Raw genomic sequence first — 24,708 nt, forward strand, 5'->3', positions numbered from 1 at the left:
CACCGGCCGCATATTCGGGGGTCATATGAATATCTCGCAAAAATCCGCTTTTCGTTTGATGAGCACAACGGTGCTTAGCACTTTAGGACTGCTGGCTTTGGCCGCCTCTCCTGCGCAAGCGCAAACCAAACCTGTCAAAACCGAACAACAGGCAGCAACACAAACCAGCGCGGATAAAACCAAACAACAAGTGCTGGAACTCGATACCATCACCATCTCCCCGCTTAGCAATGATCAGGCAGTGATTGATGCCATTGCTTCGACAAGTCTGATTTCCCGTCAGCAAATCGACCGTATTCAGCCGGTGACCGCCGCCGATATTTTCCGTTTCACACCGGGTGTTCATGCATCCTTGAACGGCGATGATCCCGCCACTTCAATCAATATTCGCGGCCTGCAGCAGTCCGGCCGTGTGGCTGTAACACTGGATGGCGCGAGACAGGACTACTGGCGCGTTGGCCACGGCTCCGGCTCTTTCTATATCGAGCCGGAACTGCTCAAACAGGTAACAGTCATCCGCGGCCCCGTTTCCAACATCTATGGCTCCGGCGCGATTGGCGGTGTGGTTGCCTTTGAAACCAAAGATGCCCGCGATTTCCTCGATGACGGCGAAACATGGGCTTTGAGTGAAAAGCTGCGCTATGAAAGCAATGGCAAAGGCTTCCTCACCAGCACCACCGGCGCTTATCGCTTTAATGATAATATCGATATCATCGGCAATCTGAACTACCGCGACAGTGATGAATATAAGAACGGCGACGGTGATTATGTGCGCTGGACGGGTGAAAAAGCCATCAGCGGCATGGGTAAAGTTACCATGCGTCCGGCAGAAGGCCATGAACTGAAATTCGGCATCTCCCGCCAGAAATACGAAGACATTATCACCGCCAGCAGCGGCTCGGCCTCCCCGACCCTATCCCGTTTCGATGCCGATACCATTGTGAGCACCTATACGGGCAGCTATACCTACCGGCCGGATGACAACCCGTTCTGGGATCTCTCGGTCAATGCCTATCACTCTTCGACTGAGAATGATCAGTATCAGGTCTGGCCACTGAAAAGCCTTGGCAATACCCGTTATTATGATGTTTCGACCTCCGGTTTCCGTGCGCATAACAGCTCACGCTTTGAAACAGAGGCTCTGAAACATACCGTCACTTACGGTTTGGATTATTATAAGCTGCGTGGTCGCTCCGATACCGATAATTTCGGCAATGGTGAGCAGCAAGCCTATGGCGGCTTTGTGCAATGGCAGGGCGAATATCAGAAATGGCTCGAGCTGATCGGTGCTGTACGCTATGACGGCTATAAACTCGACGGCACCAGCAAAGTTACGCCGACCAATCCGTCACAGGATGTCAGCCTCGATGGCAACCGCGTTTCACCGCGCCTGAGTGTCGGCATCACACCGATCGAAGGCATCCAGTTTTACGGCCTGTATGCACAGGGTTACCGTGTACCGCATATGCAGGATGTGTTCCGTCAAAACGGCGCACATGGCTCCGGCTATGAACCGAACCTGTTCCTGAAACCGGAAGTTGCGACCACCTATGAAGTGGGGATTAATCTGCGACAGGAAAATCTGATCGAGGCCGGAGATCAGCTGCGTACCAAGCTGAATATCTTCCATACCGATGTGAAAGATTACATCAACACCGTTAAAATCGACAAGTACACCACATCCGAGAATGTCGGCACTGCCCGTCTGCGCGGTGTGGAACTGGAAGGCACCTATGACACATGGTGGGGCTATGTGAACCTCGCCGCCTCCTATACCGACGCGGAAATGAAAGATGGTATCTACAAGGGTGAATCGCTCAGCAGTACACCTTTGCATAATTTCAGCGCAGCTCTTGGCCTGAAGGCACTGGAAGACAAGCTTGTATATGGTGTTGAATATCAGAGTGTTGGCAGAACCACCCGCGCGACTAGCACGAGTGTAATGGTCTATCCGCGCACCGATCTGGTCAATCTCTTTGCCAATTGGCAGGTCACAGACAATGTGAAACTCGACTTCGGCGTCGATAACCTCTTCAACAAAGACTATACGGATGCCCAGACCGGCTGGGCAACCAATACAGACATTGAACAAGGCAAAGGCCGCACTTTCAAAGTCGCCATTACCGGACGTTTCGGCGGCTAAAGCGCCCAAATTCTCCAGTCTGACAGGCGGCATTTTGCTGCCTGTCTTTTTTATTTGCAGGCTCAATAATCAAATCGAGAACACCGTGTCACAGCATTCAACCACCTTGCATAGCTATGCCAATATCCGCCTCAATAATGGTGCTGCTTATCTGCCGCCAATCATCGACCGGCTGAACTCCTATGACGCGCATTATGATGTGCAGGAAGAGCAGCATGCGTTTCATTATAGTTTCGGCCAGATCGAGCTGAAATCACGTGCTGACGGCTATCTGGTATCACTCCGCGCATCCGAAGATGTCGGTTTGAGCCGGCTGAAAGACCTCGCCGCTGTTGCTATCAAGCTCTACACCAAGGAAGAAGCACCGGAAATTCTCTGGGAAGGCGATCAGGCCGGTGAGCAGCCTTTGCCGCAATTCCGGCAGATGATGGTTGTGTCAGCGCATCACTACACCCCGCATATGCTGCGTGTCCGTTTCAGTGGTGAAGACCTCACGCGCTTCTCCCTGTTTGGCGCCATGCATGTGCGTCTGCTCTTACCGACAGAGGATGTACCGCAACCTGTCTGGCCGATTATGGGACCGAATGGCCTGCCTTTCTGGCCGGATGAAGCTCGTCGCCCTGCCGCCCGCGCTTACACCATTCGCAATCTCAATATTGCACAGGGCTGGATGGAGATTGACTTCTATATCCATGAAACTGAAGGACTGGCCTGCCAGTGGGCAAAACAGGCCAAAGCCGGTGATAAGGTTGGCCTGATGGGGCCTGTTGGCCGCCCGCTACGTCAAGCCAAACAATATCTGATTGGCACCGATGCCACCGGCCTGCCCGCTGTCGGGCGGATGCTGGAAGAGTTTGCACCGGATGTTACCGGCCATGTGCTGATTGCTGTTGATAGCCAAGCCGATATTCAACCGCTGGCGCATCCCGAAGGTGTAACGATTGAGTGGATCGTGAGTGCCGACCAGCAGGCTGCGATGACAGAACTGACTGACAGACTCTGCGCCCTGCCTTGGCCGGAAGGTGATGACAGTTTCGGCTGGTTTGCCGCAGAAGCAGACTATGCGAAAATCATGCGCGATTTTTGGCGCAAGCAATTGGGTAAATCCCGCGATCAAACGCTCGTCGCGGGATATTGGCAGAAGGATTCAACCGGCTTTATGGCCGGTTGATCGTCGTTTACTGTAGTGGCCACCAGAACATCAGCACCGGCACGGCCACCAGAATGATGATAAAGGACAAAGGCAAGCCAAGGCGCGGATAATCGCTGAAGCGATATCCGCCAGGCCCCATCACCAGCGTATTACACTGGTGCCCGATCGGAGAAAGAAAATCACAACCGGCGCCAATCGCCACTGCCATCAAAAAAGCTTCCGGTTTAAAACCAAGACCGGCAGCAAAACTGGTGGCAATCGGCGCCATAACCAGCACCGTTGCCGCATTATTAAGGAAGGGCGTTACCGCCATTGCTGTAATCAGCATCAGCGCCAATGCACCCGCTGGTGGCATTTGCTGTGCAAAAATTGTCAGCCATTGGGCGATCACATCGGTAGCGCCTGTCGTTCGCAGCGCGTCACTCACCGGAATAAGGGCGGCCAGCATCACGAGGATGGGGCCATCCACGGAGGAATAGACCTCGCTCACTGGTATGGCACGAAACACCACCATCGCCACGGCTGCCGCGAAAAATGCAATCGAGACCGGCAACAATCCTAAAGCGGTTGCGGCAATCGCCACCAGCAGGATCGACAGCGGGATCAACCCACGCCGCACACTGCCGAGCAGAATGGTACGCCGTGCCAATGGCAGGCAGCCCAGTTCGCGCAATAATGGCGGCAACACGCCCTGTCGTCCCTGCAACACCACCACATCGCCCTGATGCAGCACAACCTCACGCAGACGCTCGCTGATACGCTCCCCTTGCCGGCTCACGGCCAGCAGGTTCACGTCATAATTCTCATAAAGATTAAGCCCGCGGGCAGATGTTCCGATCAGCGCCGAGTTTTTGCCGATCACCGCTTCAACCGCTTCAATCTCAGCAGAACCGGAGTTTTCCGAAGGCACACGATCTTCCGTCAGCTTGAGTTTGCCATTGCTGACAATGGCATCCAGCGCTTTCGGGTCACCTTCCAGAAGGATAACATCGCCCTCAGCAATCACCGTATCCGGCAATGGTGCCACACGTTTGGTATCGCGCAGAATTGATGTGACCATAGCACTGCCTTCGGCAGGCTTCATCAGATCAGTCACTTTTTTGCCGATGACCGTTGCGCCTTTCGGCACACGCGCCTCAGAGACATAATTGCGGATTTCAATCGCCTCATCGACGCTGACATTCTCGCGCTTACGCTCCGGCACCAGCTTATAAAACAGGGTCAGATAGATAATACCGACAACAGCCAGCGTAGCGCCGACCGGCGTAAAATCGAACATGGTAAAGCTCTCACCCACCATTTCCGCACGCACGCGGGAAACGACAATATTAGGCGATGTACCGACCTGCGTCATCAATCCGCCTAGCAGCGCACCAAAAGCCATCGGCATCAAAAACACGGACGGCGAGACATTGGAGCGGCGGGCAAATTGCATCGCAACCGGAATCATAATTGCCAATGCCCCGACATTTTTCACGAAAGCAGACAGCACTGTCACCACGGCAACCAGCAGCAGCATCTGTAACCGCACCGCATTAAGATGCGGTACAAAGCGCTGCACAGCAGCCTCCATCAGGCCGGAACGGGCAACACCTGCACTCACAACCAGCGCACTGCCAACAATGATAACGATATCATCGGCAAAGCCGGTAAAGGCCTTATCATAAGGCACCAGTCCAAGCCCGACAGCAATCAGCAGGAAGCACAGAGCAACAACATCGTAGCGAAAACGCCCCCAAACAAAGACCACCATCATGACAGCGATAACCGCCAGTGCCAGTATCTGTTGCAAGGTCATACGGCGTGTCCTCCCTGTAGATCCCTGAATACCTACAGCATAATTCTTTAAACTTAAATCAGCTTAAAGTAAAATTATGCTGTAAATATAATGTGTTAGAGCGACCTTGTGTAGCGTCCAAGAGGGCGCACGGCGCTCTAAACAGCATAGAAGAATCGCATTGGTCTGTTACTTACATTTTATACAGCAGACAGAGCATTTTTCGTTCATCGAATTAAAAAGAAAAAAGGCGGCATCAAAGCCGCCTTTCTTAAAACAATGATGAGAATAAAATTCCGATAACCCAACGCGTCAATATCGCTTCAGGTTCCCCGCGATTTTAAATAACAGAAACAACCCATGCTACGATCTGACGGGTGACATCGTTGAAACCGGCATCCAAAGCACGGATATAGGCTTTGTTGCCTGCACCGCTTACTGGTGCCGTTGAGGTAAAGACGCGCGTTGCACGAACTTCGCCTGTTTTGTCATTCAGCACACGCACGGCCAGTTCAATACGGGCAGTTTGCGGCGAGGACGATGCATTAATACCAAAATCACGCAAATCCGCCTGAACCTGATAATTAATCGCCAGACCATCCCCCGGACGACCGACACCACCAACCGCATTGCTGTTTTCAAAAGCCTGCACCAGACGCGCCTGTACCAGATTGGTCAGACGGTCGCCCCATTGAGCGCCTTTGAGATAGGTGATCGAGCCCGGAGCATCATGAATAACGATATTCTCGCTATCCAGTGCTTTAAGCGCAGCCGGTGTCGGCACCAAAATCTGCACATTCTTACGCTTCTGCGCCACCTGTACCTGTGTGGTACTGAGGCTGAATGTATCCAGTGGTGTGCTTGAAGCACAACCGGCCAGCAATGCTGTGACGCCAAGAACCGCCAGCTTGTAATTCAGAATAGATTTCAGCATTAGTGGCGTTTCCTTCCGTCATATTGCGGTACGGTGCCTGAACCGCCAAAAATTATGCGCTGCGGATCACGTTCAAGATCGGAAATAGCCTGTTCAATGCGCAGCAATGAACGGCGGCTATCAACAACAACCGACTGCACATCGCTCAGGCCTTTGCCGGAAAAGCGTGACAGATTCTCGGCAATTGGTGCCAGACGCTTGTCTAAATTATCCGATGTTTTCTGAATAGATGAGAGTGTTGCCTTTGCCTGTGCAACAACGCCGTCGCGATCATCCGGCGACAACATCTTATCAACCTTAGCCATAATGCCGTCCACGCGCTTGGAAGCTTCGTTCAGGCGCTGCATCATTTCGCGCGCTTCCTGAATGGTTTTCTGCACATCAGCGGCATTATCGCCGATCGCGCTGATAACATCCGCATTTTTAGCCAGAGCATCGGTAAAGGTCTTGGCATTATTGACCGTATCTGTCAGCGGACCGCGGGCATCATTGACAAAGCCCTCCAACCCACCAAGCACACGCTCAGTGCGGCCAAAAATATCCTTCGCCGTCGCCATCAAATCAGTGAAAATCGACGGATCAGCATTGATACGCGCAACATAGCCACCTTTTTCCGCTTCTTCCATCAGGTTCGGTTCCATCAGGCTGCCGCCTTTAAGCTCAACGAAACTGATACCTGTCAGCCCCTGTGAAGACAATTCAGCTTTGGTCGAGCGGGTAATCGGCGTGGTGCGGTTCACTTCAGATTGCACAATGACCATATTCGGATTGAGCGGATCGAGGAACATCTGGCGCACGTCACCAACCTTAATACCGTTGAACAGCACCTGACTGCCCTTGGACAGGCCGGTGACCGAACCCGGAATACGGATTTCCAGCGGCAGCGTATCGCTACCATCGCCGAAACGCGCAGCCCAATACACGAAACCAAAGGCAGATAGTGTCACAACAAGTGTGAAAATACCGACCAGAACATAATTGGCTTTTGTTTCCATTACTGTTTCGTTTCCGTATCTTGTTTTGTGCCTTGGTCCGTATGGGAGCCTTTAATTTCAGTCATGCCGTCGTCAGTTGCCTTACTCGGCTGTGAAGATCCCATACGCCTGCGATTAGCCGCATTTTTATCAATCTGCCGCGCACGCTTACCATTGAAATAAGTCTGTACCCAAGGGTCATCGCATTTCAGTAATTCTTCGACAGTACCGTCAACCAGTACTTTCTTTTGCCCTAATACAGCAATTCGATCACAAATTGCAAAAAGACTATCAAGATCATGGGTTACCATATAAACGGTCAGCCCCATCGTATCGCGCAAATTGGCAATCAGATCATCAAAATCTGCCGCGCCGATCGGATCAAGCCCCGATGTCGGCTCATCCAGAAATACAACCTCGGGGTCAAGCGCCAGCGCACGCGCCAAAGCCGCACGCTTAATCATACCGCCGGACAATTCAGACGGATATTTCTCTGCCGTATCCGGCTTCAACCCGACCAGATCGATTTTCAGCCGCGCCAGTTCATTCATCAGCTTCGGTGGCAGATCGAGATATTCCCGCATCGGCACCTGAATATTCTCCAGAACGGTCAGCGAGGAAAATAATGCCCCCTGCTGAAACAGCACGCCCATGCGCATATCAATGGCCATGCGCTGGCGTTCATTGACCTTATCAACATCCTGCCCGAAAATATCAATCAGGCCGGATTTCTTCTGTGTCAGCCCGAGAATAGTACGCATCAGAACGGATTTACCGGAACCGGACGGACCAATAAAACCCAGCACTTCGCCGCGCCGGATATCCAGATCCAGCTTGTCCAAAATTACATTCTGGCCAAAAGCAACCCTGACATCACGCACAGAAATCACGGCGTCTGATGCCGCGTCTGTAGTCTCGTGCTGTAATGTCTGACGGTTATCCTGAGAGCTCATATTCATCCGTTATTGTTCTGATCTTTTTTAGAGCGCCGTGCGCCCTCTTGGGCGCTACACAAGGTCGCTCGAACACTTTATATTTACAGTATAATTCCGAAAACTCTTTCACACTTTTTGGGCTGCGCTTTAAAACTCGATTGCCGCATAGAAAATCGCAAACAATCCATCCACGACAATCACAACGAAAATAGATTTCACCACCGATGACGTCACCCGACGACCAAGTGATTCCGCGCTGCCCTTAACCTTCATGCCTTCAACCGAAGCCATAATACCGATAATCATCGCCATAAACGGCGCCTTGATAAGGCCTGCAAGATAGGTTGAAGTCACAATCGCGTCACGCAGGCGGCTCAGAAAGGCTTCCGGCGGAATACCCGAATAGCTCCATGCGACAAAACCGGCACCGGCCAGCGCTGCCAGATCGGCAACAATAGTCAGCATCGGCAGAATGATAACCAGTGCCACCAAACGCGGAAACACCAGAACGCCAACCGGATTAAGCCCGATCACCGTCAGTGCATCGGTTTCCTCGCGCATTTTCATTGAGCCGATTTCAGCCGTAATCGCACTGCCGGAACGCCCTGCGATCATAATCGCGGTGAGCAGCACCCCGATTTCACGCAGCACCAGAATACCAACCAGATCGACCACAAAGATTTCCGCGCCGAAATAGCGCAGCTGAAACGCGCCCTGCTGGGCAATAATCGCGCCGATAATCGTGGACATCAGCAGCACGACCGGAATCGCACCAACGCCCATCCGGTCAATCTGATTGACAATCGCCGCATAGCCAATGCCATTACCGCGACCGGATTTCATCTGTGAACCGCGGATTGTCGCGCCAAGAATATGCATCGACATCAGAAAATCGTCGCGTGCCGCATACATCAGCCGGCCAAGCTTATCGAGGAGTGAAATCACGAAAAACGGACGCTGCGGCTTTTCCGGCACCTGATAGCGCTCAACAGCAGCGCCAACCTCTTCCAGCAATGGTGTCCAGCTCGAACGAATATTCTCAATATGCACGCTGACCTGCTGCTTGCTCAGCGCCACACGCAGGCGCTCGATTAGCCAGGCTCCGGCAGTATCGAGACCGGATATGCCGCCCATATCCAGTTTCACAACCTTTAACGGCAGTTTTTCAGCAAGACCGCTTTCCAGCTTACGCATCTGATTATCAACGCGTGCGACCGTCAGCGAAGTCCAGTGACCGGATAAAGTGACAATAGTCCCTGCATCATCAGGCACCACATTTATTTCCGGTGCGGATGCTGGGTTACTACTTGTTTTACCCTTTTTATCGGTCAACATGCATTATCCAAAACTTGATCCAAAACTTGAGTCTTTATGGTGATAACCGGCTCAAAACTGCGCCGGACTATTTCCATCTCTAAAGCAACATATTCACATCTATCAGCTCTCTGATAAACCCGAACGTCTGTATCATATAGTCCCACAGCGGTTCCAGATAAGACTGAAACGTTAAAACCGCTGTATCTATTTGTTTTTACGCATTATCCAGTGCCAAAACCGCTTCGCACTTTTGCTGGAAATGCTATAAATGCATCATTACAGACGTAAAATTCTATAATTACGGACAGCACCAATGCAATATAATCTTAATCTGCTTATTGAGCGCTACCCGATTGCAGGCAAATTTACAATCTCACGCGGCTCCAAAACTGAAGCTGTTATCGTAGTGTGTGAATTGAGTGACGGTATACACGCTGGTCATGGCGAATGTGTGCCCTATGCCCGCTACGGAGAAAGCATCGAATCAGTTAGCGAACAAATCCGTGCTGTTGAGCCTTTATTGAAGGCCGGTGGTTCGGCAGAAGCACTGCGTCTCAAATTGCAGACTGCAATGCCGGCCGGTGCAGCGCGCAATGCCGTAGATTGCGCTTTGTGGGATTTGCAGGCCAAGCAATCCGGCACCACGGCTGCGGCGTTGCTCAATCTAACCCCGCGCCCGCTGATTACCGCCATCACCGTTTCCATTGATACGCCGGAAGCTATGGCCGCAGCCACCGCCAAACTGGCTCATCATCCGCTGATTAAAGTCAAAATCGGCGGCGAGAATGATGCAGACCGTATTCGCGCCGTGCGTGCTGCTGCACCAAAGGCGCAAATCATTCTGGATGCTAATGAAGGCTGGAATCCAGATAATTTTGCCGGAAATATCGGTGTTGCAGCAGAATGCAACATTGCGTTGATCGAGCAGCCACTGCCATCATCCGATGACAGTTATCTGTTGCAGGCTAATCGCCCTGTACCTGTCTGCGCGGATGAAAGCGCCCATACATCGGAAGGTCTGGAAAAGCTGAAAGACCGCTATGATGCAGTGAATATCAAGCTGGATAAAACCGGCGGTCTGACGGAAGCGCTGATTATGCGCGACAAAGCCCGTTCGCTTGGCCTTCAGGTGATGGTGGGCTGTATGGTCGGCTCGTCGCTGGCGATGGCACCGGCTCTGATGGTGGCGCAGGATGCCGATTTCGTTGATCTCGACGGTCCGCTCCTCTTGACCAAAGATCGTGAACCTGCATTGCATTATGACGGCACAACTGTTTCTCCGCCGCTCCCTGAATTGTGGGGTTAACTGACTTTAAGTTAAGCGCGATTTTGTTAAAGTGAGACATAATCGCGCGACCTTTTTCAGCAACAAGCCGCAAAACCGTATTTTTTTGATTTTTACATCAATGAATGAGCAGTCTGTGATTTGTAACTTACTCAATTATCCCATATACGACCTTATTCCACCTAAATGGTACAGCTTGTCCGAAGCGCCTCCCTTTGTGACAAATGTGCCAAAGTGTTTTGGTATAACGCAGTTTCGGACGGATCGCAGCGGACTATAAAATCAGCCATGAAACTGATTTTGCCGCTCCCACGATTGTATCGTTCTTGAAATTGCTTTGCTGTCACGGGGATGGCTGCCCCAATCGTCTGACTGGACAATTATTATATGACAAAAAATTCATCCAACGACGCCAATAAAACCGGCACTGAACAGGTCGCCGGTACAGAGCGCAAATTTTCTGATTTTGATGAAGCGGCACTGTTTTATCACCGCTCGCCAAAGCCGGGTAAGCTGGAAATTCAGCCGACAAAAACGCTTGGCAACCAGCGCGATCTGGCGCTTGCCTATTCCCCGGGTGTTGCCGCGCCTTGCCTTGCTATTCAGGATAATCCGGCACTGGCTGCCGATTACACTGCACGTGCCAATCTGGTTGCAGTAATCTCCAACGGTACAGCCGTTCTCGGCCTTGGCAATATCGGCCCGCTGGCTTCCAAGCCGGTGATGGAAGGTAAAGCCGTTCTGTTCAAGAAATTTGCCGATATTGATGTTTTCGATATTGAAGTTGATACGCTCGAAGTTAACCGCATGGTTGATGTGGTCTCGGCACTGGAGCCGACCTTCGGTGGTATCAATCTGGAAGATATCAAGGCACCTGAATGTTTTGAAGTTGAAGAACAGCTTCGTGCTAAAATGAACATTCCGGTTTTCCACGACGATCAGCATGGGACTGCTATTATCGTGGCAGCTGCGGTTCTGAACGGTCTGGAACTGGCAGGTAAAGACATTACCAAAGCCAAATTTGCCGTTTCCGGTGCCGGCGCGGCAGCGCTTGCCTGCCTTAACCTGCTTGTAAGCCTCGGTGCACAGCAGAAGAATATCTGGGTCAACGATCTGGAAGGCGTTGTCTATAAAGGCCGTAACGAGCTGATGGATCGCTGGAAAGAGGTCTATGCTCAGGATACTGATGCCCGCACTCTGAATGACATTATTTCAGATGCAGATGTGTTCCTCGGCGTATCAGCCGCAGGTGTGTTGAAGCCGGAAATGGTTGCCAAAATGGCACCAACACCGCTGATTATGGCTCTGGCTAATCCTAAGCCGGAAATCATGCCGGAAGAAGCCCGCGCTGTGCGTGAAGATGCGATTATCTGCACCGGCCGCTCGGACTATCCGAACCAGGTCAACAATGTTCTCTGCTTCCCGTATATCTTCCGTGGTGCGCTGGATGTTGGTGCAACAGCCATTAATGAAGAAATGAAAATGGCTGCGGTGAAGGCAATTGCTGCCCTCGCCCGTGAAGAAGTGTCCGATGTGGCCGCTCGTGCCTATTCCGGCGATACACCGGTTTTTGGTGCCAATTATGTGATTCCGTCGCCGTTTGATCCGCGTCTGATCCTGCGTATTGCGCCAGCTGTTGCACAGGCAGCAATGGATACCGGTGTGGCAGCCCGTCCGATTGAGGATATGGAAGCCTATATTGAGCGTCTCAACCGCTTTGTATTCCGCTCCGGTATGATTATGAAGCCGGTCTTTGCGGCAGCCCGCCGTTCCACCGACAAAAAACGCGTTATCTATGCCAATGGTGAAGATGAGCGTGTTCTGCGTGCTGCACAGGTTGTGCTGGAAGAAGGCATCGCAATCCCGACACTGATCGGTCGCCCGAATGTGATTGAGACCCGTCTCAAGCGCTACGGACTGCGGATTAAAGCTGGTGTTGATTTCAGCATCATCAACCCGGAAGATGATCCGCGCTACCGCGATTATGTTGATCTGATGCATAAGCTGACAGGCCGTCAGGGCATGACACCGGAAGCAGCGCGTTCGATCGTTCGCACCAACCCAACCGTCATTGCGGCACTGGCCATTGTGCGCGACGAAGCCGATGCGATGATCTGCGGCTTGGAAGGTCGTTTTGAACGTCATTTGACACTGGTTAAACAGATTCTTGGTATTCAGCCCGGTCTGCATGATCTGTCCACGCTCAGCCTGCTGATTTCTTCCCGCAGCACGCTGTTCTTCACGGATACTTACGTGAATATCGACCCGAGCGCCGAAGAAATTGCCGAGATGACCATTCTTGCGGCAAAAGAAATCCGTCGCTTTGGTATCGAGCCAAAAGCTGCCCTGCTGTCGCATTCGAATTTTGGTTCGCGCGATTCTAAGAGCGCTGCCAAAATGCGTCAGGCCTGCGCTATTCTGCAGGAACGTGCACCGGATCTGGAAGTCGATGGTGAAATGCATGGTGATGCGGCTCTGTCGCAGTTCCAGCGTGACCGCGTATTCCCGAACTCCCGCCTGAAAGGCGAAGCCAATTTGCTGGTCTTCCCTAATCTGGATGCCGCGAATATCACCATGAACGTGTTGAAGACCGTGACCGATGCTCTGCATGTCGGCCCGATCCTGCTTGGTGCAGCCCGTCCTGCGCATATTCTCACACCATCGGTTACATCGCGCGGTATTGTGAATATGACAGCACTGGCCGTTGTTGAGGCTTCACAGCGCACACCAGCATAATTCAGCGCTACAAATAAAAAAACGCCGCGTAGTTTAGAAAACTACGCGGCGTTTTTTGTTACTAATAACTTCTGCCTTCAAAACATCAAATAATGGGTGTAATTTCTAATTATTATTATAAATCAATAATTTACAAGTCATTTACCATAGTCATACATACTCATTTCATCGTTATTTTATGACTTTTGAGCGGAGTATTTCATGTTTTTATATGTTTATTTCAAAGCACTTTATTCTTATATTTTTCGCCGTAAAACGACCTTACTCACCACCTGCCTTGTCACATTAGGTATCCCTGTTCATGCACAAAACATGGATACCAGCCGTTTCTGTCGAGCCTATGAGCAGGAATTACGTTCGATTGATTATCAAACCAGCATGACAATGCGCCAAGCCAAGCGCTTTCAGCAACTCAGTCAGATGCAGCAACAGGCAAAGACTGATGCCTCTCGTTATGGTTGCACAGGGCGGAATTTCGGCAACCGACCTGTTTCTGAAGAATGTCGCTATATTCTCTCCGCTCAGCCCCGTATCGAAACGGCATTGCGGCAGATACATATGCAGGCAGCAACACCTCAGCAAAGACGTATGCGGCAGGCCGTCTATACGGATATGCGCCATGCTGACTGCCGTGATCCGCGAAGCCTTGAGCAACTTATAAAAGAAAACCGGCCTTTGATTACCAGTCGCAAACGCAACCCGCAGAGCTACAAAAAACCCAAACCGGTACAACAGGCACTTGTGATTGAGACTATATCAAAAACAGAAACGGAATTTGTGCCTGTCAAAGCCACGGCCAGCGTTGGAAAATCGGTATTTTCCATTCCTGCAGTACCGGATATGAAGCACACAAAAGCGGCGGAGATATCCCCGCCGCCCATTTCAAAAGCTGTCGATTATGTGCCGGATCCAAATGTCAGGCGCGTCGGGCCAGCGTATTTTCCCGCCCAATAAGCGGTAGCAGATCGGCCAATTCAGGACCGGAGCTAACACCGGTCAGTGCCAAACGCAAAGGCATGAACAATGTTTTGCCTTTGCGGCCGGTTGCAGCCTTCACGGCCTCTGTCCAGACTTTCCAGATATCATTGCCCCAAGGGGCATCAGGCAGCAGATCAAACGCCTGCGCAATGAAATCCTTGTCTTCATCAGCCACGGCATTATTGAAAGGCTCGGTGCGGTTGACCACCTCCCACCACAGCGCAGCATCTTTAACGTGGTCAATATTACCACGCACCGCCGCCCAGAAGGCTTCAGCTTTATCACCAGTGATGCCAAGCGCAGCAAGACGCATTTCTACATCAGCAAATTCCAGATGATGGATCAAAGCGCGGTTAAGACCAGTCAGATCAGCCGGATCAAATTTGGCATTGGATTTTGAAGCATGGGACGGCTCATAACGCGCCGCCAGCTCTGCCATTGTCGCAACAGGCTCAATATTGTCTGATGTGCCGGTCAGCACAGCCAATGAGGCCACGGCCATCGGCTCCACACCTGCTTCACGCAATGACCCCACGGACAAGGCGCCGGAGCGCTTGGACAGGCCCTCACCGCTTGTTGTGGTGAGCAAGTTGTGGTGGCCGAATGTCGGCACCACATCACTCAAGGCACGGAAAATCGCGATCTGTGCGCCGGTATTGGTGACATGGTCATCGCCACGGATAATATGAGTAATACCCATATCAATATCATCCACCACCGATGGCAGTGTATAGAGATAGGTGCCGTCTTCACGCACCAGCACCGGATCAGACATCGAGGCCAGATCAACCGTCTGTGGCCCGCGTACCAGATCATCCCAATGAACTTCGGTGCGTTCGGTTTCAAACGGCGTTGCTTTGAAGTTTGGCAGCAGAAAACGCCAATGCGCTTTACGGCCTTCTGCCTCAAAAGCCGCCTTTTGCTCATCGGTCAGCTTTAATGCATCACGGCCATAGACCGGCGGTAGTTTGCGTGTCAGGCGCATTTTACGGCGCAGATCTAGCTCTTCGGCTGTTTCATAGCAGGCATAGAGCAGACCGGCTGATTTCAGCTTTTCAACAGCCGCATCATAGACCGCAAAACGCTTTGACTGATATTCCACACGGGATGGCTTGATGCCCAGCCAGTCGATATCACGGGCAATCGCTTCCGCATATTCAGTTTTGGAGCGCTCCACATCCGTATCGTCGTAACGCAGGATGAATTGCCCCTTGTTCTTCAGCGCAAACAACCAGTTATAAAGCGCCGGACGAGCATTACCAATATGGATATAGCCGGTCGGAGATGGTGCAAAACGAACGATTACAGTCATAATTTTCTTCTTCTAAGTTTTTTTAATGCCGGTCGCGGAAGCGGTTGGTAATTGGATAACGGCGATCGCGGCCAAAATTCTTGGTGGTAATCTTCACACCCGGAGCAGATTGCCGGCGCTTATATTCAGCGATGTAAAGCAGGTGTTCTACACGCTCAACCACAGCACGTTCAAAACCCATCCCCACAATTTCTTCAACGCTTTTTTCATGCTCGACCAGCGCCTCTAAAACAGCATCCAGCACCGGATATGGGGGCAGTGAATCCTGATCGGTTTGATTGTCACGCAATTCCGCACTAGGTGCTTTGTCGATGATATTCTGCGGCACGACCTCGCCTTCAGGCCCCATAGCTCCTTCCGGCAGATAATGGTTGCGCCAGTCAGCCAGCGCATAGACCTGCATCTTGTAAAGATCTTTGATGGGATTGAAGCCGCCATTCATATCGCCATAGAGCGTGGCATAACCGACAGCCATTTCCGATTTATTGCCGGTGGTTACAACCATGGAGCCGAACTTGTTGGAAATCGCCATCAGAATAACGCCACGGGCACGGCTTTGAAGATTTTCTTCCGTTACACCACTCTCTGTACCCGCAAACATCGGCTCAAGCACATTGAGGAAGCCCTCAACAGGCTCTGCAATCGACACAATGTCATAACGGCAGCCAAGCGCCTCGGCACAATCCTTCGCATCTTTCAGCGAGATATCAGAGGTATAGCGATAAGGCAGCATCACCGTATGCACACGGTCTTTACCAAGGGCATCGACAGCCAGCGCGGCACAAATCGCTGAGTCCAAACCGCCGGACAGACCAAGCACAACGCTTTTGAAACCGTTTTTATTCACATAATCGCGCAGGCCATGCATACAAGCGAGATAATCGGCCTCCTCACCTTCCGGCAGCCAGGTACGGTCGCCGTCGGCACAAGACCAGCCATCCTCGCCACGTGTCCAGTCGGTCATAGACACCAGCTCTTCAAATTGCGGCAATTGCACCGCCAGATGATGATTGGCATTGATGACAAAAGAACCGCCATCGAACAGCAATTCGTCCTGCCCGCCGGTCTGGTTGGCATAGACCAGCGGCAAACCGGTCTCAACAACCTGACGCACAGCCACCTGATGACGCACTTCCATCTTGGAACGATGATAAGGGGAACCATTCGGCACCAGCAGAATTTCTGCACCGCTTTCAGCCAGCGTTTCGCACACGCCAAGCTCGCCCCAGATATCCTCACAAACCGGAATACCTAAGCGCACACCACGAAAATTCACGGGCCCCGGCATAGCGCCAGCCTGAAAATTGCGCTGCTCGTCAAATTCACCGTAATTTGGCAGATCAACCTTATAGCGCTCGGCAATCACCTTGCCACCATCCAGCACCATCACCGCATTATGCAAGCCGCTTTCACGCTGCAACGGTGAACCGATAATAATACCGGGTCCGCCATCAGCGGTTTCCAGCGCCAGAGCCTGCACGGTCTTTTCGCAAGCTTTTACAAAAGCCGGTTTGGAAACCAGATCTTCCGGTGGATAGCCACAGATAAACAGTTCCGTAAACAGGATCAGGTCAGCTTGCGCATCAGCAGCCGTTTTACGGGCTTCGCGCGCCTTAGCGAGGTTACCTTGCAGATCGCCCATAACCGGATTCAGCTGGGCGATTGCGATACGTAATTTATCGGGAGATGTGGTCAATGTGCTCATGTCACCAGCATTACCGCGACTGCCATTTTCTTGCAATGAGAAACGGGCGCAGACTGTCGAATAGAACTGCGGTTATTCAACGGCATAAAGGACAGTAAGCACCCGTATTTTTAGCCTTTTACCTGCTCATAGGCTTTGAACAGATCGCTCACCAGAATTCCGTTTATCCGCATACCCGTCAGATCAGCATTTCTGATCTCTGCATTTGCTAAGGTAGCGTCAGTTATAACGAGGTTGGACAGATTGGCATCTGAAATGGAAGCTCCTGACAAATTGACATTGTTCAAACGCGCGCCCGAGAGATTAACGTCGTCAAAAACCGCATCACTTAAATTTGTGTCTGTGAATTTGGCCTTGGTCAAAACAGCGTAAAACTGAGCATTTGCAAGGTTTACACCATGAAAATCGGCATCTGACATATCTGCCCGCTCATAGCGAACATTCTGCATCTGCGGCCCGTCAAATTGATGCTCACTCATTATTTTCTCCTCCTGTTGTGCCCCATAACCATTTCATTCTTCACGTTAATTTATATGGCTATATTTAAACAGGAAACATCAGCGTCGGCACATAAGGCCAGAGATGATAAATCCAGACCGCAGCGCATATGATTGAGGCGATCAGCACGGCAAGCGATCCGCAATCTTTAGCAATTTGGATGTCTTTTTTGAAATCACGACTAATTGCATTACAGGTCGCTTCCACAGAAGTGTTGATGATTTCCACCAGCAGCAGAAATACCACTGCGCCGACCAGCAGCAGATAAGAAGCCATGTCTGTCGCCACAAACCAAGCCACAGGCAAAGACACCAGCAGCAAAACCAGCTCCTGTTGTACCGGCTTTTCAAAGCGTGCCAGATGGTTCAGCGCCCGCATAGAGTTGATAAATGCTTTGAATATGCGTTCCATTATGCCCCGCAATAAACCCGTCAAAAGATACAATACGGGCGGGAACCAAGCCCCGCCCGCAATTCATTTTATGCGTTAAAAATTATGCACTTGCCGCAATTTTTTGAGGCTGTGAATCACGTTCTTTTTTAAGAAGTTCTGCCACAAGGAACGCCAGCTCCAGAGCCTGATCCGCATTGAGGCGCGGGTCGCAATGGGTATGGTAACGATCGGACAATTCTTCCGCAGAAATAGCACGTGCACCGCCGGTGCATTCGGTCACATTCTTACCGGTCATTTCGATATGAATACCACCGGCATGGGTGCCTTCAGCCTGATGCACTGCAAAGAAGCTCTGTACTTCTTTCAGAACACGATCAAACGGACGGGTCTTGTAGCCCGCTGCGGTGATGGTGTTGCCATGCATCGGATCGCAAGACCAGACAACCTTACGGCCTTCCTTCCCAACCGCACGGATCAGACGCGGCAGATGATCTTCTACCTTGTCATAACCAAAACGGGCGATCAGGGTCAGGCGACCGGCTTCATTTTCCGGATTCAAGCGGTCAATGAGGCGCAGCAGATCATCGGCATCCAATGACGGGCCGCATTTCATACCAATCGGGTTCTTGATACCACGGCAATATTCAATATGCGCATGGTCAAGCTGACGGGTACGATCACCGATCCACATCATGTGGCCGGATGTGCCATACCAGTCGCCCGAAGTGGAATCCACACGGGTCAGCGCTTCTTCATAGCCAAGCAGCAATGCTTCATGGCTGGTGTAGAAATCGGTTTCACGCAGCGCATGATTGCTGTCTGCAGTAATACCGATAGAGCGCATGAAGTTGATGGTTTCAGAAATACGGTTAGCCAGCGCAATGTAACGCTCGTTCTGCGGGCTGTCAGAGACAAAGCCGAGCGTCCATTTATGCACGTTTTCCAGATTGGCATAGCCACCCTGTGCGAATGCACGCAGCAGGTTGAGCGTTGCCGCAGACTGGCGGTAAACCATTTCCTGACGGTTCGGATCAGGAATGCGCGAGGCTTCATTGAACTCAATACCGTTGATGACATCGCCGCGGTAAGACGGCAATTCCACACCATTGATTGATTCAATATCGCTGGAGCGCGGCTTGGCAAACTGACCGGCAATACGGCCAATTTTAACCACAGGCTGTGAGCCGCCAAAAGTCAGCACAACAGCCATCTGCAGAAATACGCGGAAAAAGTCGCGGATATTGTCCGCGCCATGTTCCGCAAAGCTTTCTGCACAATCGCCACCCTGTAAAAGGAAGGCGCGACCTTCAGCCACTTCGGCCAATTGCTTGGTAAGCTTGCGCGCTTCCCCTGCAAAAACCAAAGGCGGATATGTACGCAGACGAGCCTCGACATCGGCCAAAGCCTGCGCGTCCGGATAAGAAGGCACTTGCTTAATCGGCATGCCTCTCCAGGATTGCGGTGTCCAGTTCTTCGTCATTATAGCACCTGTGTTATTTTCAAACTTTTAGTTAAAGTTTTTTTTCAATATCCCCTGCTGTACCGCACCATTGCGATAACAACCCTGCGTATATAATCCACCCCAAGACAATAAACCAGACGCAAATGCACACGTGCAGGCTCGCGTGTCATTTTTGCCAAAATTCAGAGAGCTTATTGTAATTTTCCAATGAAAAACCGGCGATTTGCACCGCCGGTCTGCCACTCTGTCTTATTTTCAGAGCTAATTATTTAGCCTTCGCGCACGCCATTCACCAGCCTGTAGCTTGGTGTGTACATCGTTACAAACTCTTCCGCTGCGGAAGGGTGCAGTGCCATAGTGCGATCAAAATCATCTTTTGTTGCCGCAGCTTTCAAGGCTACACCGAGCAGCTGTGCCATTTCACCGGCATCAGGGCCGACCACATGGGCGCCCAGCACTTTGCGGCTATCACCATCCACAACAAGCTTGGTCAGCATCTTGTCAAAACGACCGGCCAGCGTGTTGCGCATCGGGCGGAACAATGCGCGATAGATTTCAACATTCGCATATTGCTTGGCGGCCTCTTCTTCCGACATACCGACCGTGCCGATTTCCGGCTGAGAAAAAACTGCGGTCGGAATCAATTCATGGTCAGGACGAACCGGATTGCCCTTAAATGCAGTTTCAAGGAAGCACATAGCCTCATGAATAGCGACCGGTGTCAGCTGAACACGGTTGGTCACATCGCCCACAGCCCAGATATTCTCAATATTGGTGCGGGAGTAGTCGTCAACGATGATCGAGCCGTCATCTGCCTGTTTCACACCGGCATTTTCAAGGCCAAGACCTTTGGTGTTCGGTACACGGCCGATTGCTTGCAATACCTGATCCGCAGCAATCACTTCACCATTGCTGAGGGTCACATTCAGGCGATAATCGCCTTCAGCTTCCGCAACTGCGTCCACTTTGGTTTCCGTAACAATACGGATGCCTTTTTCAATCATAGAATCTGTAACGAGGCGGAATGCATCGCTATCAAAGTTTTTCAAAATCTGCTTACCACGATAGATCAGCGTAGTTTCAACGCCCAGACCATTGAAAATACCGGCAAATTCCACCGCAATATAACCGCCGCCCTGAATGACGATGGATTTCGGCAGTTCCGACAGATCGAAAATCTGATCGGAATTGACGCATAGCTCATGCCCCGGCATGGCATCATCCATAAACGGATGACCACCGGTGGCAATCAGAATGGTTTCAGCTGTCACGGTCTTGCCCGCACCAACCAGCTCAATCGTATGTGCATCTTTGAGCACAGCGCGATGGCGCAGAATCTCAACCTTCGAATTGTCCAGACCTTTGACATAGAAACCTTCAAGGCGGGCAATTTCAGTGACTTTATTGGCAACCAGTTTTGACCAGTCAAAGCTGCTTTCACCTACCGTCCAGCCATAACCGGCAGCATCGTTGAAATGCTCAGGAAACTGGGAGGCATAAACGTAGAGCTTTTTGGGTACGCAACCACGGATCACACAGGTGCCGCCCATGCGATATTCTTCAGCCAGTCCGACTTTCTTTCCCATGCTACCTGCAAGGCGCCCTGCCCGAACACCGCCGGAACCACCGCCGATCACAAACAGGTCATAGTCATAACTGGTCATTTTATTCTCCGAAGTTTTTGATCTGTTTCAGAATATGTTGCTTAGCACATGATTTAACAAGGGCAGTGACTGAAAGCCACAAATCTATAAAAACAAAAAGCCCGGCACAGAGGCCGGGCTTTTTACATAAACTTATAAAGCTTATTCGGCAGCTAGCCGTGGGCTGCACTACTTGCCTTTATTCGGCAGCAGCCGGGGCTGCACTGCCGGCAGCTTTCGACAGAACTTCGCCAACCTGCATCGCCAAATCACGGGCAATACCGTTCTGCCAGACTTCAGCAGCTTTCAGCACTTCACGGGTAACAATCGGACCTTCGGAGATCAGTTTTTTACCGGCTTCAGAAGTGTAGAATGTGCTGATGGATTTCAGCTCATCTTCTGTGAAGGAAGTTGCGTAAACGCGGGCAGCTTCAGTTTCCAGATCGGAACGACGTGCAGCCAGTGCAATCGCTTTATCATCAACGGTTTTGGTGATGATAGCTTCCAGATTCGGATCTTTCTGAATCAACTCAGCCTTCAATGCCTGTGCAGCGCGTGGCAGAATGCCGTCGAACTGTTCGGTAGCGCCGATTGCTGCAATTGCAGCACGCGCAGCAGCCAGATGAGACGTTGAAGCCTCCTGCGCCTGCGCGAAATTGACGCCAGCCAACACTGTGAGCGCCGCGAGTGGCGCAATAAGACGGCGATAGCCAATTGCCTTGGTCATATGGTCAATACTCCGTTTTTTTTGAGTGCATTTCCGGTTTCATTTGGAACAACGGCTATGCGATCTTTTTTTTGTTTCTGACCGTTACCGGACAGATATGAATTTCAGAATTACGAGAGCGGTTTCAGTTAATATTGAACCGTTGAAACCAGTCTGTGTTTTTGTTTCTACGCGCATTTGATTCCGAAAACCGTTTCACACTTTTCGGAGTGCGCTCTACAGTGTTCGGATACCTGAGGTGCCCGCGATAACCGCAGCACGCGCAAGCCCGATAAACAAACCATGCTCAACAACACCAGGAATGGCGAAGAGTGCGTCTGATAATGCTTTTGTATCCGGAATACGGCCAAAAGATGCATCAAGAATATAATGCCCGCCATCAGTCACAAAAATTTCACTGTCCTTCATACGCAGGCTCAACGGTGCTTCCAGACCAAGTTCCTTAATGGCTTTTTCGATCGCAAGCTTGGTTGCGGCAAGGCCAAAACGGTTCACTTCAACCGGCAGCGGGAATCGTCCGAGTGTGTCCACGACTTTTGATTCGTCAGCAATAACGATCATAGCATCAGATGCAGCGGCGACAATTTTCTCGCGCAATAAAGCGCCACCGCCACCTTTAATCAGTGACAGATCACCATCGACTTCATCCGCACCATCAATGGTCAGATCAAGATGCGGGGTTTCTTCCAGCGTTGTCAGCGGCACGCCCAGTTCAGCACACAAAGCAGCAGTCCGCTCGGAGGTTGGCACACCGATGATTTCAAAGCCTTCAGCCACTTTAACAGCCAGCAAACGCACAAATTCTTCCGCTGTGGAACCGGTGCCGATACCAAGCTTCATACCGCTTTTCACATGGGTTAAAGCCTCAGCGGCTGCGGCAATTTTCAACTGACGCGGATCGACCGAACTCATAAATCTGCTTCCCGTAATTTCATCTGCAGGTTTGACTGCAAAACGCTGTAAGCCTTAACAAGTTGATGCAAACTAAGCACAAAAACATCATTAATGCCGCTTATTTCCGCACTGCTGTAGCACGGGCATCACGCGCGGCAAATATATTATTGTTCTCATTTCATCTATTTACTGAAAAAGACTATCAATAAGCGACATTTCAGATAGGTTTTGTAATGATTGCGGCGCATTTTGATGGCCGTTCTATGAAATAATGACAAGTCAAAGGCCAGATATGTCTCACTCCTCCGCCAGCTCCGCAACGCGCCCCGTTATTGTGTTTGATCTCGACGGGACATTGGTCGATACCGCTCCGGATTTGCTCGACAGCCTCAATCATTGCCTGATCGCTGGCGGCCTGACGCCTGCTGATCCTGTTGCCTTACGCAAGTTTGTCGGCTCCGGCGCTAAAGTGATGATTGAACGTGCTTATCAGGCACAAAACCGTCAACTGACCGATACCGATATGCAGAAGCTGTTTGCTTTGTTTATGGAGCATTATAACGGCAATATGCCGGGCAGCTCAGTTTTCTATCCTGGTGTGCTGGCTTGCCTCGACCGGTTGAGCGATGCAGGATATGGCCTTGCTGTCTGCACCAATAAATTTGAAATCAGCGCAAAAACATTGCTCGAAGGCATGGGCGAAGCGCATCGTTTCCTCGCCATTTGTGGTCAGGATACCTTCCCTTACCGCAAACCTGATCCGCGCCATCTGACCGACACGATTGCACAGGCAAAGGGCAATCCGCATCAGGCGATCATGGTCGGTGACAGCCGCGCCGATATTGATGCTGCCAAAGCAGCAGGCATTCCGGTGATTGCCGTCGATTTCGGCTATACTGACCTGCATGTGTCGCATTTTGAACCAAGCCGCATCATTTCACATTATGACGAGTTGACACTGGATATGGTCAGCGACTTGCTGGAAGCGGCAAAACAAGCAGCAGAATAATTTTAGACGAGTTGTGGGGTACTATGACCGGCAAGCAAAATATTCAGGCTACCCAATCTTTTGGCAAAACCATCGATTTTGGTAAAACTGCATCTGATTACCGGAATTTTCGTGCCGGTTTTCCGCCGGAGTTTTTCGATGCCTTAAGCGCGAAAAACTACATCAGCCTTGCCCAGTCAGCACTTGATATTGGCACAGGAACCGGAACGGTTGCCCGTGGCCTCGCACAAAAAGGGCTGACTGTTGCCGGTATTGATCCGGCGCAGGCTTTGCTTGATGAAGCAGCAGAACTGGATAAGGAAGCCGGTGTTCATATCCGCTACAGGACAGGTTCAGCAGAGAACCTGACTGAAGCTGCTGATAGTTTTGATCTTTTAACAGCCGGACAATGCTGGCACTGGTTTGACCGCCCTAAAGCCGCACAAGAAGCAAAACGCGTACTGAAATCCAATGGCCGTATCATCATTGCTCATTTCGACTGGCTGCCCTTTACAGGCAATGTGGTTGAAGCAACCGAACAGCTTATTCTAAAATATAATCCGAAATGGACAATGGTGGCGGCAGCGGAATTTATCCGCAATGGTTGCAGGATTTAGCAGAAGCCGGTTTCACTGCCATTGAAACCTTCTCTTTTGATCTTCCGGTTTATTACAGCCATGAAGCATGGCGCGGGCGTATTCGTGCCAGTGCGGGTGTAAAAGCCAGCCTTTCATCGGAAGAGACGGTTCGTTTTGACAATGAACTCTCTCAAGTTTTACTGAAAGATTTCTCACAAGATCCGCTGGCTATCCCTCATCGGGTTTGGGCTGTCACTGCACTCAATACAAAATAAA

Annotated in this window: 21 protein-coding genes; 8 read left to right on the forward strand and 13 right to left on the reverse strand. The window is 51.1% G+C overall.

Annotated features, from left to right (window positions below; genetic code table 11):
- The first annotated feature begins 25 nt into the window (after positions 1 to 25).
- Complete coding sequence (locus QUF18_RS10295; RefSeq protein WP_289386975.1) at positions 26 to 2,143, forward strand: TonB-dependent hemoglobin/transferrin/lactoferrin family receptor; 2,118 nt, start codon at positions 26 to 28, stop codon at positions 2,141 to 2,143.
- Between the two features lie 85 nt (positions 2,144 to 2,228).
- Positions 2,229 to 3,314, forward strand: a complete 1,086-nt coding sequence (locus QUF18_RS10300) for a siderophore-interacting protein (RefSeq protein ID WP_289386977.1) — start codon at positions 2,229 to 2,231, stop codon at positions 3,312 to 3,314.
- Positions 3,315 to 3,321: 7 nt separating this feature from the next.
- Here the strand turns inward: QUF18_RS10300 and QUF18_RS10305 are convergent, their stop codons facing one another.
- The 5 genes from QUF18_RS10305 to QUF18_RS10325 form a co-directional block, all read right to left on the reverse strand.
- Positions 3,322 to 5,094, reverse strand: a complete 1,773-nt coding sequence (locus QUF18_RS10305) for an SLC13 family permease (RefSeq protein ID WP_289386978.1) — start codon at positions 5,092 to 5,094, stop codon at positions 3,322 to 3,324.
- A 319-nt stretch (positions 5,095 to 5,413) separates the two neighbouring features.
- On the reverse strand, positions 5,414 to 6,007 hold the full coding sequence (locus tag QUF18_RS10310) for an ABC-type transport auxiliary lipoprotein family protein (RefSeq protein WP_289386979.1): 594 nt from the start codon (positions 6,005 to 6,007) through the stop codon (positions 5,414 to 5,416).
- On the reverse strand, positions 6,007 to 7,002 hold the full coding sequence (locus QUF18_RS10315) for an MlaD family protein (RefSeq protein ID WP_289386980.1): 996 nt from the start codon (positions 7,000 to 7,002) through the stop codon (positions 6,007 to 6,009). The genes QUF18_RS10310 and QUF18_RS10315 overlap by 1 nt, the downstream gene beginning before the upstream one ends.
- Positions 7,002 to 7,934 carry an ABC transporter ATP-binding protein gene (locus tag QUF18_RS10320; protein ID WP_289386981.1) on the reverse strand — a complete coding sequence of 311 codons (933 nt, stop codon included), beginning with the start codon at positions 7,932 to 7,934 and terminating at the stop codon, positions 7,002 to 7,004. The genes QUF18_RS10315 and QUF18_RS10320 overlap by 1 nt, the downstream gene beginning before the upstream one ends.
- Before the next feature lie 129 nt (positions 7,935 to 8,063).
- On the reverse strand, positions 8,064 to 9,251 hold the full coding sequence (locus QUF18_RS10325) for an ABC transporter permease (RefSeq protein WP_289386982.1): 1,188 nt from the start codon (positions 9,249 to 9,251) through the stop codon (positions 8,064 to 8,066).
- A gap of 295 nt (positions 9,252 to 9,546) precedes the next feature.
- Between QUF18_RS10325 and dgcA the strand changes: the two genes are divergently transcribed.
- The 3 genes from dgcA (at position 9,547) to QUF18_RS10340 (ending at position 14,208) form a co-directional block, all read left to right on the forward strand.
- On the forward strand, positions 9,547 to 10,539 hold the full coding sequence (gene dgcA, locus QUF18_RS10330) for an N-acetyl-D-Glu racemase DgcA (RefSeq protein ID WP_289386984.1): 993 nt from the start codon (positions 9,547 to 9,549) through the stop codon (positions 10,537 to 10,539).
- Between the two features lie 366 nt (positions 10,540 to 10,905).
- Positions 10,906 to 13,254, forward strand: coding sequence for an NADP-dependent malic enzyme (locus QUF18_RS10335; protein ID WP_289386985.1), 2,349 nt, complete (start codon positions 10,906 to 10,908; stop codon positions 13,252 to 13,254).
- A 201-nt stretch (positions 13,255 to 13,455) separates the two neighbouring features.
- Positions 13,456 to 14,208: a hypothetical protein gene (locus QUF18_RS10340; RefSeq protein WP_289386986.1), complete on the forward strand. Its 753-nt coding sequence runs from the start codon at positions 13,456 to 13,458 to the stop codon at positions 14,206 to 14,208.
- Here the strand turns inward: QUF18_RS10340 and gltX are convergent.
- The 8 genes from gltX to rpiA form a co-directional block, all read right to left on the reverse strand.
- Positions 14,171 to 15,544: a glutamate--tRNA ligase gene (gene gltX, locus QUF18_RS10345; RefSeq protein ID WP_289386987.1), complete on the reverse strand. Its 1,374-nt coding sequence runs from the start codon at positions 15,542 to 15,544 to the stop codon at positions 14,171 to 14,173. The genes QUF18_RS10340 and gltX overlap by 38 nt on opposite strands.
- A gap of 22 nt (positions 15,545 to 15,566) precedes the next feature.
- Entirely contained in the window at positions 15,567 to 17,249 is a 1,683-nt protein-coding gene (locus QUF18_RS10350; protein WP_289386988.1) for an NAD+ synthase, read from the reverse strand.
- A gap of 110 nt (positions 17,250 to 17,359) precedes the next feature.
- On the reverse strand, positions 17,360 to 17,728 hold the full coding sequence (locus tag QUF18_RS10355; RefSeq protein ID WP_289386989.1) for a pentapeptide repeat-containing protein: 369 nt from the start codon (positions 17,726 to 17,728) through the stop codon (positions 17,360 to 17,362).
- 64 nt (positions 17,729 to 17,792) lie between these two features.
- Positions 17,793 to 18,158, reverse strand: coding sequence for a diacylglycerol kinase (locus QUF18_RS10360; protein ID WP_289386990.1), 366 nt, complete (start codon positions 18,156 to 18,158; stop codon positions 17,793 to 17,795).
- 82 nt (positions 18,159 to 18,240) lie between these two features.
- Positions 18,241 to 19,620 (reverse strand): class II 3-deoxy-7-phosphoheptulonate synthase, encoded by a 1,380-nt coding sequence (locus tag QUF18_RS10365; RefSeq protein WP_289386991.1) that lies wholly within the window; start codon positions 19,618 to 19,620, stop codon positions 18,241 to 18,243.
- Between the two features lie 251 nt (positions 19,621 to 19,871).
- Positions 19,872 to 21,266, reverse strand: a complete 1,395-nt coding sequence (gene gor / locus QUF18_RS10370; RefSeq protein WP_289386992.1) for a glutathione-disulfide reductase — start codon at positions 21,264 to 21,266, stop codon at positions 19,872 to 19,874.
- Between the two features lie 178 nt (positions 21,267 to 21,444).
- The gene (locus QUF18_RS10375) at positions 21,445 to 21,972 is read right to left on the reverse strand and encodes a DUF2059 domain-containing protein (RefSeq protein WP_289386993.1); all 528 of its coding nucleotides are present in this window, start codon (positions 21,970 to 21,972) and stop codon (positions 21,445 to 21,447) included.
- A gap of 216 nt (positions 21,973 to 22,188) precedes the next feature.
- Positions 22,189 to 22,884 carry a ribose-5-phosphate isomerase RpiA gene (rpiA, locus tag QUF18_RS10380; RefSeq protein WP_289386994.1) on the reverse strand — a complete coding sequence of 232 codons (696 nt, stop codon included), beginning with the start codon at positions 22,882 to 22,884 and terminating at the stop codon, positions 22,189 to 22,191.
- A gap of 274 nt (positions 22,885 to 23,158) precedes the next feature.
- Here rpiA and QUF18_RS10385 point away from each other — a divergent pair, with 274 nt between their 5' ends.
- The 3 genes from QUF18_RS10385 to QUF18_RS10395 are packed head-to-tail and all read left to right on the forward strand — an operon-like array spanning position 23,159 to position 24,707.
- Positions 23,159 to 23,875 (forward strand): HAD family hydrolase, encoded by a 717-nt coding sequence (locus tag QUF18_RS10385; protein WP_289386995.1) that lies wholly within the window; start codon positions 23,159 to 23,161, stop codon positions 23,873 to 23,875.
- Positions 23,876 to 23,898: 23 nt separating this feature from the next.
- The gene (locus QUF18_RS10390; RefSeq protein ID WP_289386996.1) at positions 23,899 to 24,471 is read left to right on the forward strand and encodes a class I SAM-dependent methyltransferase; all 573 of its coding nucleotides are present in this window, start codon (positions 23,899 to 23,901) and stop codon (positions 24,469 to 24,471) included.
- On the forward strand, positions 24,459 to 24,707 hold the full coding sequence (locus tag QUF18_RS10395; RefSeq protein ID WP_289386997.1) for a hypothetical protein: 249 nt from the start codon (positions 24,459 to 24,461) through the stop codon (positions 24,705 to 24,707). The genes QUF18_RS10390 and QUF18_RS10395 overlap by 13 nt, the downstream gene beginning before the upstream one ends.
- The last annotated feature ends 1 nt before the right edge of the window (position 24,708 follow it).

Source organism: Pseudochrobactrum kiredjianiae (assembly GCF_030362795.1).
In the GTDB taxonomy this organism is placed as follows: domain Bacteria; phylum Pseudomonadota; class Alphaproteobacteria; order Rhizobiales; family Rhizobiaceae; genus Pseudochrobactrum; species Pseudochrobactrum kiredjianiae.